The 19513-nt window shown below is 72.9% G+C and carries 18 protein-coding genes; 4 read left to right on the forward strand and 14 right to left on the reverse strand.

Annotated elements, in window-relative coordinates:
- Positions 1-31: 31 nt before the first annotated feature.
- The 7 genes from CYQ11_RS14975 to pdhA all read right to left on the reverse strand — a co-directional run bounded on the left by CYQ11_RS14975 (position 32) and on the right by pdhA (position 6907).
- A complete protein-coding gene (locus CYQ11_RS14975) occupies positions 32-565 on the reverse strand; it encodes a hypothetical protein (protein WP_146104688.1) in 534 nt (177 codons plus the stop codon).
- The gene (locus CYQ11_RS14980; protein WP_104650994.1) at positions 555-1673 is read right to left on the reverse strand and encodes a hypothetical protein; all 1119 of its coding nucleotides are present in this window, start codon (positions 1671-1673) and stop codon (positions 555-557) included. The genes CYQ11_RS14975 and CYQ11_RS14980 overlap by 11 nt, the downstream gene beginning before the upstream one ends.
- On the reverse strand, positions 1673-2167 hold the full coding sequence (locus CYQ11_RS14985; RefSeq protein WP_104650995.1) for a hypothetical protein: 495 nt from the start codon (positions 2165-2167) through the stop codon (positions 1673-1675). Before CYQ11_RS14985 ends, CYQ11_RS14980 begins: the two co-directional genes overlap by 1 nt.
- 51 nt (positions 2168-2218) lie before the next feature.
- On the reverse strand, positions 2219-3043 hold the full coding sequence (locus CYQ11_RS14990; RefSeq protein WP_181143665.1) for a helix-turn-helix transcriptional regulator: 825 nt from the start codon (positions 3041-3043) through the stop codon (positions 2219-2221).
- Between the two features lie 259 nt (positions 3044-3302).
- A complete protein-coding gene (locus CYQ11_RS14995; protein ID WP_099200246.1) occupies positions 3303-4757 on the reverse strand; it encodes a dihydrolipoamide acetyltransferase family protein in 1455 nt (484 codons plus the stop codon).
- Between the two features lie 22 nt (positions 4758-4779).
- Complete coding sequence (locus CYQ11_RS15000) at positions 4780-5760, reverse strand: alpha-ketoacid dehydrogenase subunit beta (RefSeq protein ID WP_099200025.1); 981 nt, start codon at positions 5758-5760, stop codon at positions 4780-4782.
- Position 5761: 1 nt separating this feature from the next.
- A complete protein-coding gene (gene pdhA, locus CYQ11_RS15005) occupies positions 5762-6907 on the reverse strand; it encodes a pyruvate dehydrogenase (acetyl-transferring) E1 component subunit alpha (protein ID WP_099200024.1) in 1146 nt (381 codons plus the stop codon).
- Between the two features lie 360 nt (positions 6908-7267).
- Between pdhA and CYQ11_RS15010 the strand changes: the two genes are divergently transcribed.
- From CYQ11_RS15010 to CYQ11_RS15020, 3 genes are all read left to right on the forward strand, one after another.
- On the forward strand, positions 7268-7948 hold the full coding sequence (locus tag CYQ11_RS15010; RefSeq protein WP_099200245.1) for a response regulator: 681 nt from the start codon (positions 7268-7270) through the stop codon (positions 7946-7948).
- 89 nt (positions 7949-8037) lie between these two features.
- Positions 8038-8502, forward strand: coding sequence for a pyridoxamine 5'-phosphate oxidase family protein (locus tag CYQ11_RS15015; protein ID WP_099200244.1), 465 nt, complete (start codon positions 8038-8040; stop codon positions 8500-8502).
- Positions 8503-8517: 15 nt separating this feature from the next.
- Positions 8518-9558, forward strand: a complete 1041-nt coding sequence (locus CYQ11_RS15020) for a phosphotransferase (RefSeq protein ID WP_099200023.1) — start codon at positions 8518-8520, stop codon at positions 9556-9558.
- 72 nt (positions 9559-9630) lie between these two features.
- On the opposite strand, the gene CYQ11_RS15025 is transcribed toward CYQ11_RS15020, so the two are convergent.
- Positions 9631-11217, reverse strand: a complete 1587-nt coding sequence (locus CYQ11_RS15025; RefSeq protein WP_099200022.1) for a protein kinase domain-containing protein — start codon at positions 11215-11217, stop codon at positions 9631-9633.
- Positions 11218-11545: 328 nt separating this feature from the next.
- Between CYQ11_RS15025 and CYQ11_RS15030 the strand changes: the two genes are divergently transcribed.
- A complete protein-coding gene (locus CYQ11_RS15030) occupies positions 11546-13267 on the forward strand; it encodes a protein kinase domain-containing protein (RefSeq protein ID WP_099200021.1) in 1722 nt (573 codons plus the stop codon).
- 142 nt (positions 13268-13409) lie between these two features.
- Here CYQ11_RS15030 and CYQ11_RS15035 read toward each other — a convergent pair whose 3' ends face one another.
- From CYQ11_RS15035 to CYQ11_RS15060, 6 genes are all read right to left on the reverse strand, one after another.
- Positions 13410-13970, reverse strand: a complete 561-nt coding sequence (locus CYQ11_RS15035) for a bacterial proteasome activator family protein (protein WP_099200020.1) — start codon at positions 13968-13970, stop codon at positions 13410-13412.
- 159 nt (positions 13971-14129) lie between these two features.
- Positions 14130-14681, reverse strand: a complete 552-nt coding sequence (locus tag CYQ11_RS15040; protein ID WP_099200019.1) for a hypothetical protein — start codon at positions 14679-14681, stop codon at positions 14130-14132.
- Positions 14682-14795: 114 nt separating this feature from the next.
- Positions 14796-15782 (reverse strand): NAD(P)H-quinone oxidoreductase, encoded by a 987-nt coding sequence (locus tag CYQ11_RS15045; RefSeq protein WP_099200018.1) that lies wholly within the window; start codon positions 15780-15782, stop codon positions 14796-14798.
- Positions 15783-15901: 119 nt separating this feature from the next.
- On the reverse strand, positions 15902-16972 hold the full coding sequence (locus CYQ11_RS15050; RefSeq protein WP_099200017.1) for a potassium channel family protein: 1071 nt from the start codon (positions 16970-16972) through the stop codon (positions 15902-15904).
- A complete protein-coding gene (locus tag CYQ11_RS15055) occupies positions 16969-18603 on the reverse strand; it encodes a molybdopterin molybdotransferase MoeA (RefSeq protein WP_099200016.1) in 1635 nt (544 codons plus the stop codon). Before CYQ11_RS15055 ends, CYQ11_RS15050 begins: the two co-directional genes overlap by 4 nt.
- Positions 18600-19457 carry an NTP transferase domain-containing protein gene (locus CYQ11_RS15060; RefSeq protein WP_099200015.1) on the reverse strand — a complete coding sequence of 286 codons (858 nt, stop codon included), beginning with the start codon at positions 19455-19457 and terminating at the stop codon, positions 18600-18602. Before CYQ11_RS15060 ends, CYQ11_RS15055 begins: the two co-directional genes overlap by 4 nt.
- Positions 19458-19513: the final 56 nt, after the last annotated feature.

The raw sequence follows: 19513 nt of genomic DNA on the forward strand, positions 1-19513 counted from the left end.
TCCACGATCCGGGACTCCTCGTGAGGGATGGTCAGGACTTGACGGGCGCCAGGACGAGCTCCGGGCAGTTGTCCGGGTCGGTCTCCGGGTAGAGGACCAGGGAGTCGCCGTCACGGCCGACGACGAGTTCGTGCCGGCGAGCCGGGAACGGCGTCCCTTCCGGCCCTTCCACGAAGTCCAGCTTCACCACCATGCCCTTCTTGCCCGGGATGGGCGTCGTCAGCCGCCACTCGCCCGAGCCGTCGAAACGCGCCCTGCGCTTCAGTGGTGAGGAGCCTTCATAGGGCCAGTCCGTTACGGAGAACGCCCCGTCGTGCCGCCCGTCCGGCCCGTGCCGCAGCCGCATCCGCATCCCGTGCGGCCCCTCGTAGACCTGCGCGAGCTCTGACGCGGAGACCTCGTCGGCCGGCCGGGGGCAGCCGTGCGGATCAGCCGTCGCCCATACACAGACACCGGTCACCAGGATGGCCAGCACGACCATGAGGCAACCGGAGGACAGGGCTCGGGGCACCGTGCCGAACAGCCGTTGGGCCGGGGTCCGGGAATTCTTGCTCTTATTTGCCATGAGGGGGGATCTTCTCGGTCCAGACGACGTTCTGGCTCACGTTTCCGCCGGGGCCCGAGTCGGAGTTGAACGCTTCGAGCCAGTCCCCATACCCGACGTAGTGCATCAGCGACGCCTTGCTCGTCGTGTTGCTGATCGAGTACTGCACGATGACCGACCCGTCGCTGTCGGTGCCCTTGACCTCGTAATCGAGGTTGTACGACCCCATGAACGCCTCGCCCAGCTTGGCCTCGTCACCGGTGACGATGGCCGGGAGGTCCTCCGAGACGAGCCGCCACTTGGATCCCCAGAAGCCCTTGTCGGCGAGCTTGAAGGGGATGCTGCCGGTACCCTCGCCCTTCTCCCGCCAGTTCTTCAGGGTCTCTTCACGAACGTGGTTCATGTTCGCGCTGGTGCTGATGAGTTCCGTCAGCTTGTCGCCGGTGGTGAAGGTCCGGTTCTTATCGCCCTGGCCCGTCGCCCAGTCCCAGCCGAGGCTGTACGGGCTCTCGCCGTGCCGCTGGGGGGTGGGGTCCTCGCCGGCGAGCGCCAGCCCGAGCTGGTTGTACCGCTCGATGCCCAGCGTGCCCGTGTGGTTGATGTCGGTCAGCTGCGGTTTGGCGTTGAACCAGGTGTCGACGCCCACGTCGGCCATCAGGCTCATCGACAGGTTCTGGTCCGTCACGACGGCGCGGCGGAGGATCTCGATGATCTCGTCCTGCGCGTGGTCGACGTCCTTCTGGGTGTCGGCGTGGATCGTCCCGGTGTAGGAGACCTTGCCCTCGTGGCTCACGGAGAAGCCCGTCTTCTGCTTGATGCGGTCCACCGCGTCCTTGAGCTCGCGCTGCACCGCCTTGAGCTCGCCCGCACCGTCCTTGACCACCTTCGCCACGGATTCCGCGACCTTGGCGGCCGACTCCACCTGGCGCTGCATGTCGTCGATCTGGGTCCAGGCGTACGGGGCTGCCGCCCCCTCCCAGTAGCCCTTGTCGCGCAGCGGCTTCAGCACCTCGTCGAGGATGCGGCCCGGGAGACCGTTGATCTTCCCGTGGACCTCTTCCCACTTGCCGCCCAGCGTCTCCAGACCGGAGAAGTCGGCCTTCATCAGCTCTTCGTAGAAAGACGGCATCAGTGGTCCTGCCCGGAGCTCTTGAAGTAGTCCTTCACACCGAGGTTGGTCCGGTGGTAGTCGTTGGCGGCGAGCCGCAGGCTCTGCGCGATGTTGTCGAGCCAGGCCGCCACGGTGCCCGCCTGCTCTTCCCAGTAGTGGTGCATGGTCTCCAGCGCCGTCTTCGAGGCCATTCCGTCGAGGCCCTTGGCCGCGGCCCTGGTCGGCTCGTCGAGGGAGGCGGCCGGCTGGGCGAAGGCCGTGCGTATCTCGCCGGCCTTTCCGGCCGCCCCGGTGAGCACCTTGGGTTCGATCTTCAGGTCCGGTTTGACCGGCCCGTTGAGCCCCGGATAGGGAGTGATCAGCGGCGACCGGCTCGTCGGGTCGTAGAGGTTCGGTATGAACTTGCTGAGCGTGCTCCCGGGTGCCGGGGCGAATCCCTCCTGGCCCGGCCCCGCCGGCAAAAACACCGGTTTGGGCAGTTCGTGCTGCCCGTGAGCGTCCTTTTCCCCCATGGTTCCTCTTCCCTCGTGGTGCGCCTCGCCGAGGCCGCTGACCGGGCGAGGTTACCCAGGGACACCCGCCCACCCGTCCATGGGGGTGATGAAGACGAACCGCAGGTCCTGGCGCTGTATGGGCAGCAGGACGTGGCTGGTCACCCGGGTCTCCACGTTCCCGTGGTACGGCAGGCGCAGCCGGAACACGTGCCCGTCGCGGTGCTCGACCACGTCGTGTTCCTCGGCCCATATGCGGCGGCAGTCCGCGTCCGCTTCGAGGATCTCCTGGAGCAGGGCGCGCAGTTCGTCGTTGGCCGGGTCGCTGTTGGTGGCGACGCGGAGCATGGCCAGGTAGACGCGGGCGCAGCTGTCCTCCCAGTCGAGCATCTGCTCGCGGGCCTCGGGGTGCAGCAGGGCCCAGCGCATGAGGTTGGGCTTCGGGCGCAGGACCCAGGGGAACCACTCGCCCATCAGCGGGTTGGCCGCGATGACGTTCCAGGCCGTGTCCGAGAGGTAGGCGGGGTAGGTGACCTGCTGTTCGAGCAGGGCCTTGACGCCCTGCGGCAAGTCGCGCTGCTCGCGGCCCGGTTCCGGGGGTCTTCGGCCGCAGACGGCCAGGAAGAGGGTGAGCGTCTCGGCGTCGCTCAGCCGCAGGGCGCCCGCGACCCTCAGCAGAAAGCTTTCTGAGAAGTCCTGGCGCCGGCCCGCCTCCAGGGCCCGGTACCAGCCTTCGCTGACGCCCGTCATCCGGGCGACATGCGCCTGGGAGAGACGCCTGCCGGGCCGGGGGAAGACCCCCCGCAGCTCGGGGAGGTTCTTGGCGTCGACACGCGCCCGCCAGGCGCGGAGCAGGCGGCTGATGGATTCGCCGTCGAGGCGGTCCACGCGGTCCACGCGGCCTCCAATTCCGACACTGCAAGTGTCGGTCAATCTTAAGTAAATTGCGCAGCACGGGCCATTCCACACCCTGACCCGGGTGGAGGGCCCGTAGGCCGCTCTCATCACGGCCAGAGGGCCCGGACAGCCGCTCTCTCCTCGCTGGAGGGGGGTGAGGAGGGAGTCGTCCGGGCCCTCTGTCCTGCCGGTGTCCCACCGGTGCCCCACCGGCCCGGGGTGCGAGGCCCCCGGGCCGTCGGCGACCGGACCCGGGCGATCAGCCCCAGGTGATCAGCCGCTGGGGGTTCTCCAGCACGGCGGCGATGTCGGCCAGGACCCTGGAGCCCAGCTCGCCGTCGACGAGGCGGTGGTCGAAGGACAGCGCCAGGGTGGTGACGTGGCGCGGCTTGACCTTGCCCTTGTGGACCCACGGCTGGAGCTTGACCGCGCCGAAGGCGAGGATCGCGGACTCACCGGGGTTGAGGATGGGCGTACCGGTGTCGACGCCGAAGACGCCGACGTTGGTGATCGTGACCGTGCCGCCGGACATGTCGGCGGGGCTGGTCTTCCCCTCGCGCGCGGTCGCGACCAGGTCGCCCAGCGCCCGCGACAGCTCGGGGAGCGTCTTGGCCTGGGCCTCCTTGATGTTCGGCACGATCAGTCCGCGCGGGGTGGCGGCGGCGATGCCCAGGTTCACGTAGTCCTTGCGGACGATCTCCTGGTTCTCCTCGTCCCAGGAGGCGTTGACGTCCGGGTTCCGCCTGATCGCCACGAGCAGGGCCTTGGCGACCAGCAGCAGCGGGTTGACGCGCAGACCCGCCATGTCGGGGTCGTCCTTGAGCTTCTGCACGAGCTTCATCGTGCGCGTCACGTCGACGGTGACGAACTCCGTGACGTGCGGCGCGGTGAAGGCGCTGGCCACCATGGCCTGGGCGGTGGCCTTGCGGACGCCCTTGATGGGGATGCGGGTCTCGCGGGCGGCGGCCGGGGCGGCCGGCACGGCCACGGGCTGCTCCTGCGGCGCGGGCTGCGCCACCGGCGCGGGCGCGGCGGCCGCGTGCACGTCCTCACGGGTGATCACGCCACCGTCTCCGGTGGGGGTGATCACCGCCAGGTCCACGCCGAGGTCCCTGGCGAGCTTGCGCACGGGCGGCTTGGCCAGCGGCCGGGCGGCGCCGGCCGGGGCCGCCGCGGGCGGCGGGACCGCGGGGGCGGCCGGCGCCGGGACCTGCGCCACGTGCCCGTTCAGCTCGGCCTGCACGGCGGCCGCCACCGACGACCGGTCGGCGTCCGGGCGGGCCTTGCGCGGCCGGCGCTTCGTCGAGGACGGCGCGGCGCCGTAGCCGACGAGCACGGCCTGGCGGCCCTGCTGCTCCGGCTCGGCCTCCGCCGCGAGGGCGGACGCGGCGCTCTTCTCCGCGTGGGCCGCGGTCGAGGCCGGGGCCTCCTCCGCGGGCCCCGCGCCGGGCTGGGTGTCCACCGAGATGATCACCTGGCCGACGTCCACGGTCGTGCCCTCGGGGAAGCGCAGCTCGTGCACAACGCCGTCGAAGGGGATCGGCAGCTCGACGGCCGCCTTGGCGGTCTCGACCTCGCAGACCACCTGCCCGTCGGAGACGGTGTCGCCGACGTTCACGTACCACTTGAGGATCTCGGCCTCGGTGAGCCCCTCGCCCACGTCGGGCATCTTGAACTCGCGGAACCGCTGGCCGGGGTTGGCGGTGCTTGTCATCGTCACGACTCTCCCTTGAGCCCTAGTACGCCAGCGCGCGGTCGACGGAGTCGAGCACCCGGTCCAGGCCGGGCAGGTACTCGTCCTCCAGCCGGGACGGCGGGTAGGGCGCGTGGTAGCCGCCGACCCGCAGGACGGGGGCCTCCAGGTGGTAGAAGCAGCGCTCGGTGATCCGGGCGGCGATCTCGGCGCCGGAGCCGAAGAAGACGGGTGCCTCGTGGACGACGACCAGGCGGCCGGTCTTCTCGACGGACCGCTGGATCGCGTCGAAGTCGATGGGCGAGATCGAGCGGAGGTCCAGGACCTCCAGCGACTTGCCCTCCTCCTCGGCGGCCGCGGCGGCCTCCAGGCAGGTCTTGACCATCGGGCCGTAGGCGACCAGCGTCAGGTCGGTGCCCTCGCGGACGGTGCGGGCGGTGTGCAGCGGCCCGGGGATCGCGGCGGTGTCGACCTCGGCGCGGTCGTGGTAGCGCCGCTTGGGCTCGAAGTAGATCACCGGGTCGTCGCTCTGGATGGCCTGCTGGAGCATCCAGTAGGCGTCCGAGGCGTTCGCCGGGGAGACCACCTTCAGGCCCGCCACGTGCGCGAACAGGGCCTCGGGCGACTCGCTGTGGTGCTCGACCGCACCGATCGCACCGCCGTAGGGGATGCGGATGACGACCGGCAGCTTGATCTTGCCGAGCGCGCGGGCGTGCATCTTGGCCAGCTGGGTGACGATCTGGTCGTACGCCGGGAAGACAAAACCGTCGAACTGGATCTCCACGACCGGGCGGTAGCCGCGCAGGGCCATGCCGATGGCGGTGCCGACGATGCCGGACTCGGCCAGCGGGGTGTCGATGACCCGCTCCTCGCCGAAGTCCTTCTGGAGGCCGTCGGTGACGCGGAAGACGCCGCCGAGCTTGCCGACGTCCTCACCCATGACCAGGACCTTGGGGTCGGTCTCCAGGGCGGTGCGCAGGGAGGCGTTGATCGCCTTGGCGATCGTGAGCTTCTCGATGCTCATGTCAGTTGTTCTCCTCGTCCGCGAACGACGCCTGATAGGCCAGGAACTGGGCGCGCTCCTCGTCGACCAGCGCGTGGCCGTCGGCGTAGGCGTGCTCGAACATCGCCAGGTCCTCGGGGTCCGGCATGCTGCGCACGGTGTCCCGCACCCGCTTGGCCAGGGCGTCGCTCTCCGCCTCCAGGGACGCGAAGAACGCCTCGTCCGCGAGGCCCTCCTTCTCCAGCAGGGCGCGCAGGCGCAGGATCGGGTCCTTGGCCTCCCACAGCTCCCGCTCCTCGTCGCCGCGGTAGCGCGTCGGGTCGTCGGAGGTGGTGTGGGCGCCCATGCGGTACGTGAACGCCTCGACCAGCGTGGGGCCCTCGCCGGTGCGGGCGCGGTCCAGCGAGGCCTTGGTCACGGCCAGCACGGCCAGGACGTCGTTGCCGTCGACCCGCACGCCGGGGAAGCCGTAGCCCTGGGCGCGCTGGTAGAGCGGGACGCGGGTCTGGCGCTCGGTGGGCTCGGAGATCGCCCACTGGTTGTTCTGGCAGAAGAACACGACCGGGGCGTTGTAGACGGCCGCGAAGGTGAAGGCCTCCGCCACGTCGCCCTGGCTGGAGGCGCCGTCGCCGAAGTAGGCGATGACGGCGGAGTCCGCGCCGTCCTTGGCCACGCCCATCGCGTAGCCGGTGGCGTGCAGCGCCTGCGAGCCGATGACGATCGTGTAGAGGTGGAAGTTGTTCTCGTTGGGGTCCCAGCCACCGTTGTTCACGCCGCGGAACATCCCCAGCAGGTTCGTGGGGTCGACCCCGCGACACCAGGCGACGCCGTGCTCGCGGTAGGTCGGGAAGACGTAGTCGTCGTCGCGGGTGGCCCGGCCCGAGCCGATCTGGGCGGCCTCCTGGCCCAGCAGGGAGGCCCACAGACCCAGTTCGCCCTGGCGCTGGAGCGTCGTCGCCTCGCCGTCGAAGCGGCGGGTCAGGACCATGTCCCGGTACAGGCCCCGCAGTTCCTCGGGCGACAGGTCGATGGAGTAGTCCGGGTGCTCGACCCGTTCGCCTTCCGGCGTCAGCAGCTGGACGAGTTCGGGCTCGCCGGCGGCCTTCTTGGCGCCGGCGCGCTTGCTGCTGCGTCGCGGCTTGCGCGCGGCAGTGCTGTCCACGGTCACGTGTGCTCCTCCGTCTGTCCGGCCCCCGGGGTCGCCGGCGGCCAGAGGGGGTCCCTCCGCCGTGAGGCGAAGAGAGGCTCGCCCGATCCCCGACGGCACACGGGGTGGGTGTGCCGAGGCCGGAACCGGGCGTGACAGGTGCCCCGGCGAATGGCCTGCAATAAGCACGTTACCCAGTACCTGGCATTCCTGCGAAACCCCGCCTGACCTGCGATTTTGCTTGGATTTCCAAGTAAATCGCGAAAGCCGGGCCAATGCGGGAGCCAATCCACTGGTCAGGGCCTTGTGGCCCGCCGGAACGGGGGCACGTTATCTCGGAGGACAAGAGCAGGGGAAGAGTCGATGTGTGAGACTGGCGTCGTGCGCGTACAAGGAAAAATCACGGTATTTCTGCTTGACGACCACGAGGTGGTGCGCCGCGGCGTCCACGAGTTGCTCTCCGGCGAGGAGGACATCGAGGTCGTGGGAGAGGCCGGAACCACCGCCGACGCGTTGGTGCGCATTCCCGCCACACGGCCGGATGTCGCCGTACTGGACGTTCGCCTTCCGGATGGCAGCGGGGTCGAAGTATGCCGTGAGATCCGTTCGCAGGACGAAAACATCAAATGCCTGATGCTCACCTCGTACGCCGATGACGAAGCCCTCTTCGACGCCATCATGGCGGGCGCCTCGGGCTATGTCCTGAAGGCCATTCGCGGCAACGAGCTGCTCTCCGCCGTGCGGGACGTCGCGGCCGGGAAATCGCTGCTCGACCCGGTGGCGACCGCGCGGGTGCTGGAGCGGCTGCGCGACGGAAAAGGTGCCCGGGGCGACGACCGGATGGCGTCGCTGACCGAGCAGGAACGCCGCATCCTCGACCTGATCGGCGAGGGCCTGACCAACCGCGCCATCGGCGAGCGGCTGCACCTCGCCGAGAAGACCATCAAGAACTACGTCTCCAGCCTGCTCTCCAAACTCGGCATGGAGCGGCGCTCGCAGGCCGCCGCCTATGTGGCCCGCCGGCAGGCCGAGAAGCGCCAGGGGGCCGGGGAGCGGCACTGAAAGCCGGGCACCGCCAGGGGCGAACGTCCCCTCTCATCGGGGGCGGGTGCCCCTAGGTGTTCACGCGACGGCAGTGCATTGTGGTGCGCATGCAACCCGCGGTGTCCCCACCCTCCGCGTCGCCCGCCGCGGCGCGCGACGAACGCCGAGCGCTCGAGCTCCTCTCCGGCACGCCCTACGGCCGGATATCCGTGAGCATGCGCGCGCTCCCCTTCGTCACCGTCGCCCGGCACGTCGTGGCCGACGGGAAGGTGCTGCTGCGGCTGCACGGCGGCTTCGGCTACGCCCGGGCCTGCGACGGCAGCGTGGTGGCGTACGGCGCGGACAACCTCGCGGAGCGCGAGGAGGGCGACGAGTCCGTGTGGACCGTGCAGTTCGTCGGCACGGCGCGCGTCTTCCGCCCGGACGCCGCACAGCTGGAACTCTTCGGACGCGCCCCGCGCTCGGCGGACGCCGCGCCCTTCGTTCCCGAATACCTGTGCATAGAACCTCAGTTCATCACTCTGCACCACCTCGAAGGCGTACCCGCACGACGGGCCGCACACGCTGCGTGATCTAACATTTGGGGCGTGCCGCGCTCACTTGTCACCCACGCCCCACCGGACAGCGGCACCCTGCGCACGCTCCTCGGCCGCTATGACCGCGCCGGCGAGCCCGTGGCCTGCGAAACGCTGACCGAGGGGCTCCTCAACCGCGGCTACCGCCTCTCCACCACCCGTGGCCGCTTCTTCCTCAAGCACCACCTCGACGGCGACCGCGACGCCATCGCCCGCCAGCACGAGGTCACCCGCCGGCTGGGCGCCCTGGGCCTGCCCGTCGCCCCGCCCGTCGCGGACGCGGACGGCAACACCGTCACCGTCCTGGGCGGCCGCTGCTACGCGCTCCACCCGTGGATCGACGGCCGGCACCGGGACGGCGGCGAGCTGACCGCGGCCCAGTCCCGTCGCCTCGGCGCGCTACTGGGCCATGTGCACACCTGCCTGGAACAGGTCATGGAGGGCCCCGAGGGGGCTGTGCCGGGCCCCGGACAGGCCCCGGACGCGGCCGCCGACCCCGAGGACACCTTCGCCCTGATCGAGGAGCTGCTGAGCCTCGTGCGCGACCGGCCCCGGGACTCCTTCGACGAGCTGGCCGAGCACCGCCTCGTCGAGCGCCGCGCGCTGCTGGAGCGGCACGCCCACCGCCGCCCGCCCGCCGCCGCCATCCCGGCGCGGGGCTGGGTGCACGGCGACTTCCACCCGCTCAACCTGCTCTACCGGGGCGCCGAGCCCGCCGCGATCGTCGACTGGGACCGGCTGGGCGTGCAGCCCCGCGCGGAGGAGGCCGTACGAGCCGCGGTGATCTTCTTCCTGCGCCCCGACGGCACCCTGGACCTGGCGAAGATACGGCCGTACGCCCGCGCCTACCGCCGGGCGACCGGCGCGGACGCGGCGGAGCTCGCGGCGGCCTGCCACCGGGTGTGGTGGGAGCGGCTCAACGACTTCTGGATGCTGCGCTGGCGCTACCAGCTGGGCGACCACCGCGCCGACCCCGGCTTCCCGGCGTCGGCGGCGCTGTCGGTGTGGTGGACGGGCGCCTACGAGGCCGTGCGCGACGCCTTCACCGGCTGAGGTGCGGCGGCTGCCCCGCGCCGGAGAACGCCGAAGGCCCGCACGGGGCGGGCCTTCGTCCGTCGTCGGTGGTCAGCCGGTGGAACCCATGACGGTGTTGCCCCCCGCGGCAGCGCCGGGGCTGGCGGGCGGCGGGGACTGCGGCTTCGGGTCGTCCGAGGGCTTGCTCGTCGGATCCGTGCTGGGCTTGGGCGGTCCGGACGCCTCGCCCGACGGGCCCTGGGACGGCTGCTTCGTGTGCCGCCTGGTCGACTCGTCGCTCGGCTCGCGCGTCTGCCAGCCCGTGTCGTCCCGATCGCTGGTGTCGTCGTCCCCGGCGCCGGGGCGGGCCGTGGCGGACCCGTTGTGCTTGCTGGAGGGCGACTTGCTGGTGCTCGGCGTGGGGCTGCTGGGGCTGCTGCTCTGCTTGTCCGGCTTGGGGTTCGTGCCCTTGCTGCTGGTGTTGTCCGGCTTGAGGAGGAAGAACGCGCCGACCGCGACCGCGACCACCGCGAGCACGGCCACGAGCCACAGCTTGTTCTTTCCGGCGCCGCCCGCACCGCGGCCGCCGCCGTTGTAGCCGTCGAAGCCGCCGTCGTCGCCCCGGCGGGGCGGCAGGAGCGGCTGCTGCGAGGTGTTGCCGTGCGGGTGCGGCATGGCCGTGGTGGCCCCCGCGCCCATGGCGCCCATGACCTGGGTGGCCGCCGCGGCGTGCTCGATCGGGCCGGTGTCCCAGGCGCCCGTGTGGCTGCCCGCCTCGTGCAGCATCTGGAGGGCGTACTGGACCAGCCCGCGCATCTCCTCGGCGCTCTGGAACCGGTCGTCCGGGTCCTTGGCGAGGGAGCGCATGACGAGCCCGTCCAGCTCCGGCGGCACCGAGCCCTGCACCTGCGACGGCGGCACGGGGATGTCCTGGACGTGCTGGTAGACCACCGACAGCGGGGTCTCGCCGGTGAACGGCGGACGCAGCGCCAGCAGTTCGTACAGCAGGCAGCCGGTGGCGTAGAGGTCCGAGCGGGCGTCGACGGTCTTGCCGAGGGCCTGCTCGGGCGAGAGGTACTGGGGCGTGCCCATGACCATGCCGGTCTGGGTCATGGTGGACGCCGCGCCGTGCAGGGCGCGGGCGATGCCGAAGTCCATGACCTTGACCGCGCCCGTGTTCGTGATGATCACGTTCGCGGGCTTGATGTCGCGGTGCACGATGCCGTGCTGGTGGCTGTAGGCCAGCGCCTCCAGCACCCCCGACACGATGATCAGGGCCTGCTCGGGCGGCGGCGCCTCGGCGTTGAGGAGCAGGTCGCGAATGGTGCGGCCCTCGACCAGCTCCATGACGATGTACGGCACGACGTTGCGGCCGACGGTGTCCTCGCCGGAGTCGTAGACGGCGACCACCGCGTGGTGGTTCAGGCCGGCCACCGACTGCGCCTCGCGCGTGAAGCGCGCCTTGGAGACCGGGTCCTCGGCGAGGTCGGCGCGGAGGAGCTTCACTGCGACCGTACGGCCGAGGCGCACGTCCTCGGCGGCGAAGACCTCGGCCATGCCGCCGCGGCCGAGCCGGTGGGTGAGGCGGTAGCGGCCGTCGCCGACCAGTCCGCCGTTGCCCCACATTTCAGGCACATCGGGCATTCCGCCCCCGTTGGCGTCAGGGTCGGGACCCTGGGCGCTCTGCGTCTGTGCCATCAGTCCTCGCCGTCGTGTCTGGTCCGCTTCGCTGTGGGAGGCGAATCGCGGGGAAAACGGTCTTCCGCTAGGGCACGCTACAGCCTTCCGGCCGTGCGCCGGTCCGGGATGGACCGGCTATCAAACCCGTACCGGTACGAGCAAGGCAAATCCCGTGACGGCTTGTCGCGCATCCGGTCACGGAACGGGCACGCGGCTTGACGTGCCCCGGACCTCGGGCAGACTTGGCCGGGATACGTCGAAGAACAGCTGGATCAGAGCGCCGGAGCGACAACCCGGTCGAACTGGATCAGTACGCCAGGCAGTGCGCCGAGGGGGAAGCAACACCATGAGCCAGGACGGCGCACAGGGCCGCTATGCGGGACGCTCGGTCGGCGGCGGTCGCTACCAACTGCGCGACCTGCTCGGCGAAGGCGGCATGGCCTCCGTACACCTGGCCCACGACACGGTCCTCGACCGCAACGTCGCCATCAAGACCCTGCACACCGAGCTCGGCCGCGAGTCGTCCTTCCGCGAGCGCTTCCGCCGCGAGGCCCAGTCCGTGGCCAAGCTCACGCACACCAACATCGTGTCGGTCTTCGACACCGGCGAGGACGACCTCGACGGCTCGACGATGCCGTACATCGTCATGGAGTACGTCGAGGGCCAGCCGCTGCGCTCGGTGCTGGACGCCGACGTCGCCCAGTACGGCGCGATGCCCGCCGACAAGGCGTTGAAGATCACAGCCGACGTGCTCGCCGCGCTCGAGGTCAGCCACGAGATGGGCCTGGTCCACCGCGACATCAAGCCCGGCAACGTGATGATGACCAAGCGCGGCGTGGTCAAGGTCATGGACTTCGGCATCGCCCGCGCCATGCAGTCCGGCGTCACCTCCATGACGCAGACCGGCATGGTCGTCGGCACCCCGCAGTACCTCTCCCCCGAGCAGGCGCTGGGGCGCGGCGTCGACGCCCGTTCCGACCTGTACTCGGTCGGCATCATGCTCTTCGAGCTGCTGACCGGCCGGCTGCCCTTCGACGCGGACTCGCCGCTGGCCATCGCCTACGCGCACGTCCAGGAGGAGCCGCCCGTGCCCTCCTCGATCAACCGCTCGATCCCGCCGGCCATCGACGCGCTGGTCGCCCGCGCGCTGAAGAAGAACCCGAACGAGCGCTTCCCGAGCGCCGAGGCGATGCGCGACGAGTGCGCCCGGGTGGCCGGTACGGCCCAGGGGGCCCCGTCGCCGATCATCATCGCGGGCGGTCCGCCGGCCCGCAGCGGTGCCGGAGTGGGCTCGGCTGTCTTCCCGCCCGTGGACAGCAGCCAGGCGTCCGTTCCCGGGCCGCACAGCGTCCAGACGCCGTACCAGCCCCAGCAGGCCCCCCAGGGCCCGTACAACGGCGGCTACGGCCCTTCCACGCCCCCTCCCGCCTACCCGACGCCCGCCCCGGCCTACCAGACCGGTCCGAGCACCCCGGCGTACGCCACCCCGGCGGCCACCTCGCCCATGCCGGGCGTGCCGGGCGGTTCCGGGTCGTCCGGCGGCAGGAACAGCAAGTCCGTCCTCATCGGCTCGGCGGCCGTCGCGGTGCTCGCGGTCCTCGGCGTCATCGCCGCCATCGCGCTGAACGGCAAGAGCGGCTCGGACGACGAGGCGGGCGGCGGCAAGGCCTCGCCGGCCGCCTCGGTGGCCCCCGGCGGCGGTGCGGGCACCTCGGGCGGCGGCGCGGGCACCGCCTCGGGCGGCACGACGGGCGGCGGCACGCAGGCCAAGCACAAGGACGGCGACAAGTCGAAGACCATCGACAAGGAGAAGTGCACCAAGGCCTACGACGTCTACAACGACAAGACGAAGAAGAGCGCCCCCGACTTCCGTTACGTCTACATCGACTCCGTGAAGGAATGCCTCCAGGCCGCGGGCTGGAAGTACCGGGTCGACCAGCAGAACGAGAACACGTGGGGCCAGGGCACGGTGATGAGCCAGACCCCGGAGGCGGGCGACCCGTTCGACCCGAAGTCGCCGAGCCAGTTGTTCGTCCTGACGGTGTCGACGGGCGACCCGGCTTCGTAACGCGCCGGGCGGGCCGGCACTCCGCACGGCCCCGCGCGTAAGGCCGCGTTCCCACGGTCACACGAGAAGGCCGGTCGTCCCGTGCGGGGCGACCGGCCTTCCTCACGAGCGGACTCGGGCCCGCCGGCGACGCTCTGGCGGCCTACAGGTAGGGACCCGAGCGGGCGCCGCCGTGCTGCGGGCCCTCGATGTCGTCGTCGCCCGCCATCCCGGGCGGCAACGCGCGGCGCATCTGCTCCAACTGGGCGCGGGCGGCCATCTGCTGGGCGAACAGCGTGGTCTGGATGCCGTGGAAGAGACCCTCCAGCCAGCCGACCAACTGGGCCTGCGCGATGCGCAGTTCGGCCTCGGTGGGGATCGTCTCGTCGGTGAAGGGCAGCGACAGGCGCTCCAGTTCCTCCACCAGCTCGGGCGCGAGGCCGTCCTCCAGCTCCTTCACCGAGCTGTGGTGGATCTCCTTCAGCCGGACGCGGCTCGCCTCGTCCAGAGGTGCGGCCCGGACCTCCTCCAGCAGCTGCTTGATCATGCTGCCGATGCGCATGACCTTCGCGGGCTGTTCCACCATCTCCGTCACCGGGACCTCGCGCGACTCGTCGTCGCCCTCCCCGCCGCCGGGGCTGGCGCTGCCGAGAGCCATGCCGTCCGGCCCGACGACCAGGACGTGCGGACTCTCCTGCGACCGTTCATTCCTCGGCATATCCATGCCGCCATTCTCTCGCACAGATGATTTCCCCCTCTTGATGCCCCTGTACACGTCTGATCCACCGCGGGGGGCGCACGATGCGTGCGGGGGCGCACGACTTCTCCGGCGGTCGGCGACGCGCCGGAGGCAGGCGACCGGCCGGCGTCGGCTCCGGCGGTGTCAGCGCCGGCGCAGCCGCAGGGCGATGAAGCCCAGACCCAGCCCGGTGAGAGCCATCCCCGTCCCCAGGGGCAGCACGCGCATCACCCGGTCCGTGGACCCTTGGGTCTCACGCGGGGGCGCGTGCTCCGGCGCGGGCAGCGGCACGGCCCCGTACGACGCCGGCGGCAGGTCGTCCGGCTCGTCCACCGCGCCGTCCTCCTCCTCGCCCGGCACCGCCTCGCCGGGCGGCTGGTGGGCGCCGTGCCGCCTGTCGGGGGTCCCCCGCCCCGTCGGCACGGGTGACGGGCTCGCCGCCGCGCCCGCCTCCGGCGGGCCGCTCGACCGGCCCGGATGGATGCGGCCCTCGCCGGCGACGGTGCCGGCGAGGGCGTCGGCGCCCGGCGAGGGGGGCGCCGACGGGAACACCGTCGTCGCCGTGGTGGCCGCCACGGACGGCGGCGGCTCGGGGGCCGCCGGTCCGGGCTGGCCGGCCCGCGCCGGCCAGGGGGCTATGAGTACGGACACCACCGCCGCCAGCGCCGGACCGGCCAGGGGACCACTGCCGCGCATGTCGCCACCCTCCGCACGAGACGCCCCCTACGGACACCCCCACCCTCACACGGCCCCTGCCGCGGGGCGCGCTGAGCGGCCGGTCGGGTGACGCGCGCGCCGTGCGGCGGGCGGTCAGGCGGCGCCCGTGGTCAGCAGCACCTTGCCGACGTGCGCGCTCTCCTCCAGCACCGCGTGCGCCAGGGCGGCGTCCCGCAGCGGCAGCGTGCGGTCGACCACCGGCCGCACCCGGCCTCCGGCGATCAGCGGCCACACGTGTTCCCGCACCGCCGCCACGATCGCGGCCTTCTCCGTCAGCGGGCGCGCCCGCAGCGTGGTGCCCGCGACCGCGGCCCGCTTGGTGAGGAGCTTGGCCAGGTCCAGCTCGGCCGTGCGGCCGCCCTGGAGGCCGATGATGGTGAGCCTGCCGTTGACGGCCAGGGCGTCGAGGTTCCGGTCGAGGTACTTCGCCCCGATGATGTCGAGGATGACGTCCGCGCCGACGCCGCCCGTCACCTTGCGCAGCTCCTCGACGAAGTCCTGTTCGCGGTAGTCGATGAGGATGTCCGCGCCCAGCTCGCGGCAGCGCTCCAGCTTGTCCTGCCCGCCGGCCGTGACGGCGACGCGGGCGCCGACCGCCTTCGCCAGCTGCACCGCCATCGTGCCGATGCCGCTGCCTCCGCCGTGCACCAGGAGGGTCTCGCCGGGGCGCAGGTGGGCCACCATGAACACGTTCGACCAGACGGTGGCGGTCACTTCGGGCAGCGCCGCCGCCGAGACGAGGTCCATGCCGTCGGGTACGGGCAGCAACTGGCCCGCCGGGACGCAGACCTTCTCCGCGTAGCCGCCGCCGGACAGCAGTGCGCACACCTCGTCGCCGACGGCCCAGCCGCCCACGCCCGGCCCCAGCGCCGCGATCCGGCCGGAGACCTCCAGGCCCGGGTAGGGGGAGGCACCGGGCGGCGGGTCGTAGAAGCCCTGCCGCTGGACGATGTCGGCGCGGTTGACGCCACTGGCGACGACCTCGACCAGGACCTCGCCCTCGCCGGGCACGGGGTCGGGGACCTCGGCCCACACCAGGGCCTCCGGGCCGCCGGGTACGGGAATGGTGATCGCATACATGCCAGCGAAACTACCCCCGGGGCCGCCGGAATTCCCGGCCACGCGCGCGTGCTCCTCGGCACCGGGCCGGACCCGGCGGTTCCGCGACGGGCGGGTCGCCGCCGTCCGGTGGTGGCGGCTCAGTCCTCCCCGGGCGGCCGGGCGCGGACGATGGTGATCACACGGTCCGTGGCCTTCAGGGGGCTCGCCTCGGGGTCGTCGTACGCCAGCAGCCGGTGGCCGCGCAGCACGGACACCACCAGGTCCTCCGTCTCGCGCACCCCCCGCCCCACCTCGGACTTGACCACCGGGCGCTCGACGAGATCGAGTCCGCTGCCCTGCTGGATCAGGTCCTCCATCACCGTCCCGGCGCCGGTGCTGAGCACCGACAGGCCCAGCAGCCGGCCCGCCGCGCTGGCGCTGGTGATCACCGAGTCGGCGCCGGACTGCCGCAGCAGCGGGGCGTTCTCCTCCTCCCGCACGGCCGCGACGATCTTCGCGCCGCGGTTGAGCTGACGCGCGGTGAGCGTGACGAGGACGGCCGTGTCGTCGCGCTGCGTGGCGATGATGACCTGACGGGCCTTCTGCACCTCGGCGCGCAGCAGGACGTCGCTGCGCGTGGCGTCGCCGACGACGGCCACGTAGCCCTCCGCCGTGGCCGCCTCGGCGGCCTTGGGGTTGGGGTCGACCACGACGATCCTCTCCCGCTCCCGGGGGCTCGCGTGGGGACCGCAGATGGTCGAGGCGGCCGACCGGCCCTTGGTGCCGAAGCCGACGACGACGGTGTGCTCGCGCACGGCGGACCTCCATCTGGCCAGCCGCCACTGCTCGCGGGTGCGCTCGGTGAGGACCTCGAGGGTGGTGCCGACCAGGATGATCAGGAAGAGGACACGGAGGGGCGTCACGAGCAGCACGTTCGTCAGGCGGGCGCTGTCGCTGTACGGGACGATGTCGCCGTATCCGGTGGTGGACAGGGTGACGGTGGAGTAGTAGACGGCGTCGAGGAAGTCGACGCCGCCGTCGGCGTTGTCGTGGTAGCCGCCGCGGTCGGCGTAGACGATGAGGACCGTGGCGACCATGACCAGCAGCGCGACGAGGATGCGCCGGCCCACCTGGCGTATCGGGGCCACGGCGTAGCGCGGCAGCAGGATCTGGTGTTCGGGCTCGTGCCGGCCGCCGTGGGCGACGGCGTCCTGCGGCGGGAGCTTCACACCATGCCTCCCGCCGCCCCGGACCGCCGGGGCAGGAGCAGCAGCTCGGCGCGCGTGCCCCGGTCCGCGCCGCCCGGCGGGACGACGGCCAGCGCGTCGGCGGCGGCGAGACCGCGCAGCATGGCGGGGCCGTGGAAGCGCAGCGGCCGGACCCAGCCGCTGTCCTCGCGCACCACGGGCACCAGGCGGGTGTCGTCGGGATGCCCGGGGACGGCCTCCGTGAGCGCGGCCCGGGGCGGCTCCGCGACGGGCCCCGCCGCCAGGGCGCGCAGCAGGGGCGCGGCGAGCGTCAGCAGTCCGGCGACGGCGGCGAGGGGGTTGCCGGGGAGGCCGACCAGGTAACGGTCGGGGGCGAGGCGGGCCAGCAGCATGGGGTGGCCCGGGCGCACGGCGACGCCGTCGACGAGCAGTTCGGCGCCGAGGCGCAGCAGGGTGGGGTGGACGTGGTCGACCGGGCCGGCGGCGGTGCCGCCGGTGGTGAGGACGACGTCGGCGTCCGACGCCTCCAGTGCGGCGCGCAGCGCGGGCGCGTCGTCGCCGAGGCGGCGGGTGGCGGTCACCTCGGCGCCGAGGGCGGTCAGCCAGGGGCCGAGCATGGGGCCGAGCGCGTCGCGGATGCGGCCGTCGTGGGGCAGGCCCTCGCGGAGCAGTTCGTCGCCGAGGACCAGCACCTCCACGCGGGGGCGGGGCACGACGCGCAGTTCGTCGTAGCCGGTGGCCGCGGCCAGGCCGAGCACGGCGGGGGTGACGGGGGTGCCGGCGCTCAGCAGTTCGTCGCCGCTGCGGCACTCCTGTCCCCGGGGCCGGATGTCCTGGCCCTGGACGAGGTGCCGGCCGGCGTGGAGCTCGCCCTGGGGGCGGACGGTGCCGTGTTCGCTGCGCAGGACCGCGGTGGCGCCGGAGGGGATGCGGGCGCCGGTGGCGATGCGGATGGCCTCGCCGTCGTGGAGGGCGGCGGAGGGGGCGTGGCCGGCGAGGATGCCGGGCGCGTCGGGGACGTCCGTGCCGCCGGCGTCGGCGGGTTCGCCGGCCTCGTCCTCGGCGCGGGCGGCCGCGGGGCCCGCGCCGGGCAGCCGCCAGGGGCCGGGGCCCGACACGGCCCAGCCGTCCATGGCGGAGGTGTCGAAGGGCGGCAGGTCGGTGAGCGCCTTCAGGGGCGCGGCGAGGGTGTGGCCGAGGCAGTCGTCGAGGGGCCGCACCCGGGGGTCGAGGGGGTCGGCGGCGCGGGCGGCGACGGTCCGGGCGGCGGGCCAGGCGCTGCCGGTGTGGCGGTGGCGGCCGGCGGGGACGGCCCGCGGCGCGGCGTGCTCCGCCTCCTCCGCCCGCCGTCCCGGTGCGTGCTCCGCCCCGTGCCCGGTGCCGGAGCCCGGGGGCTCCACGGGACCGGTCGCGGGGTGGTCCTCGGACCCGGGCGTGTCGCCGGCGGGCGACGCGGCGGCACGGGCGGGCGCGGGCGGCGTGGCGGCGTCGGCGAAGGGATCCTCGGCGAAGGGGTTGTAGCCCTCGGCCGGGCGCCGTCCCCGGGCGCGGCCGCGCCGGGCGGCCGCGCCCGGCACGCGGTCGTCGGCGAAGAGGGCGAGGGCCTCGTCGGTGGCGCGTTCGAGCGCGGCGTCAGCCTCGTGGTCCGTCATGACGACCCGTCGGGCTTCGTGTCGCGGCCTTCGGCCGCCCAGCGTCCGGCCAGCGCGGCCGCCAGGCGGGAGGCCTCGGCGACCGCCTCCGGGCCGCCGCCCCGCTGGGCCGCGGCGTATCCCACGAGGAAGGTCGTCAGGGGCGCGGCGGGGCGGGCCACACCGTGGGCGGCGTCGCGCGCGAGGTCGAGGAGGCCGGCCCTGTCGACGTCGAGCTCGATGCCCAGCTCGGCCTTGACCGCGGAGATCCATTCATCCAGCACGCTCCCATCGTCCCTGATGCGCGCGCGGGCGGCGCCGACGTCCTCCCAGGTGTCGCAGTCGAAGGAGGCGAGGGGGTGGGGCAGCCGGGTGAGGGTCAGCTCGGCGGTGAGCAGGCGCAGGGGCAGGCCGGCGAACGTGCCGTGCTCGGCGACGAGCAGCCCGAGTCCGCGGCGCAGCGGCTCGGTGCGGTAGGCGGCGACCAGCGGATGGTCCTCGCCCCCGGGGTCGGTGACCAGGGCGCCCTCGGGCCCGTCCGGCCCGCCGAGCGTGTCCAGCAGCGACCGCACGATGCCGGGGCCGAGGAAGGGCAGGTCGGCGGAGAGGACCAGGACGCGGTCGGCCGTCACGCGGCGCAGTCCCGCCTCCAGCGCCGCGACGGGGCCCCCGCCGGGGGGCTCCTCACGGGCCCAGTCGACCGGGCGGGCGGTGGGCCGGCGCGGCCCGACCACCACGGTGCGCCCGGCGTCGGCGCAGGCGCCGAGCACCCGGTCGATCAGCGGCCGCCCGCCGACCGTGAGCCCGGGCTTGTCGGCTCCGCCCAGCCGCCGAGCGGCGCCACCGGCGAGTACTACGGCGTCGTATCCCGTCACCCGTCGAGTATGGCGGCGGCCGGCGGGCGCCCGGGACCGCGTGCCCCGGAGCGCCC

It is taken from the genome of Streptomyces cinnamoneus (assembly GCF_002939475.1).
In the GTDB taxonomy this organism is placed as follows: Bacteria; Actinomycetota; Actinomycetes; order Streptomycetales; family Streptomycetaceae; genus Streptomyces; species Streptomyces cinnamoneus_A.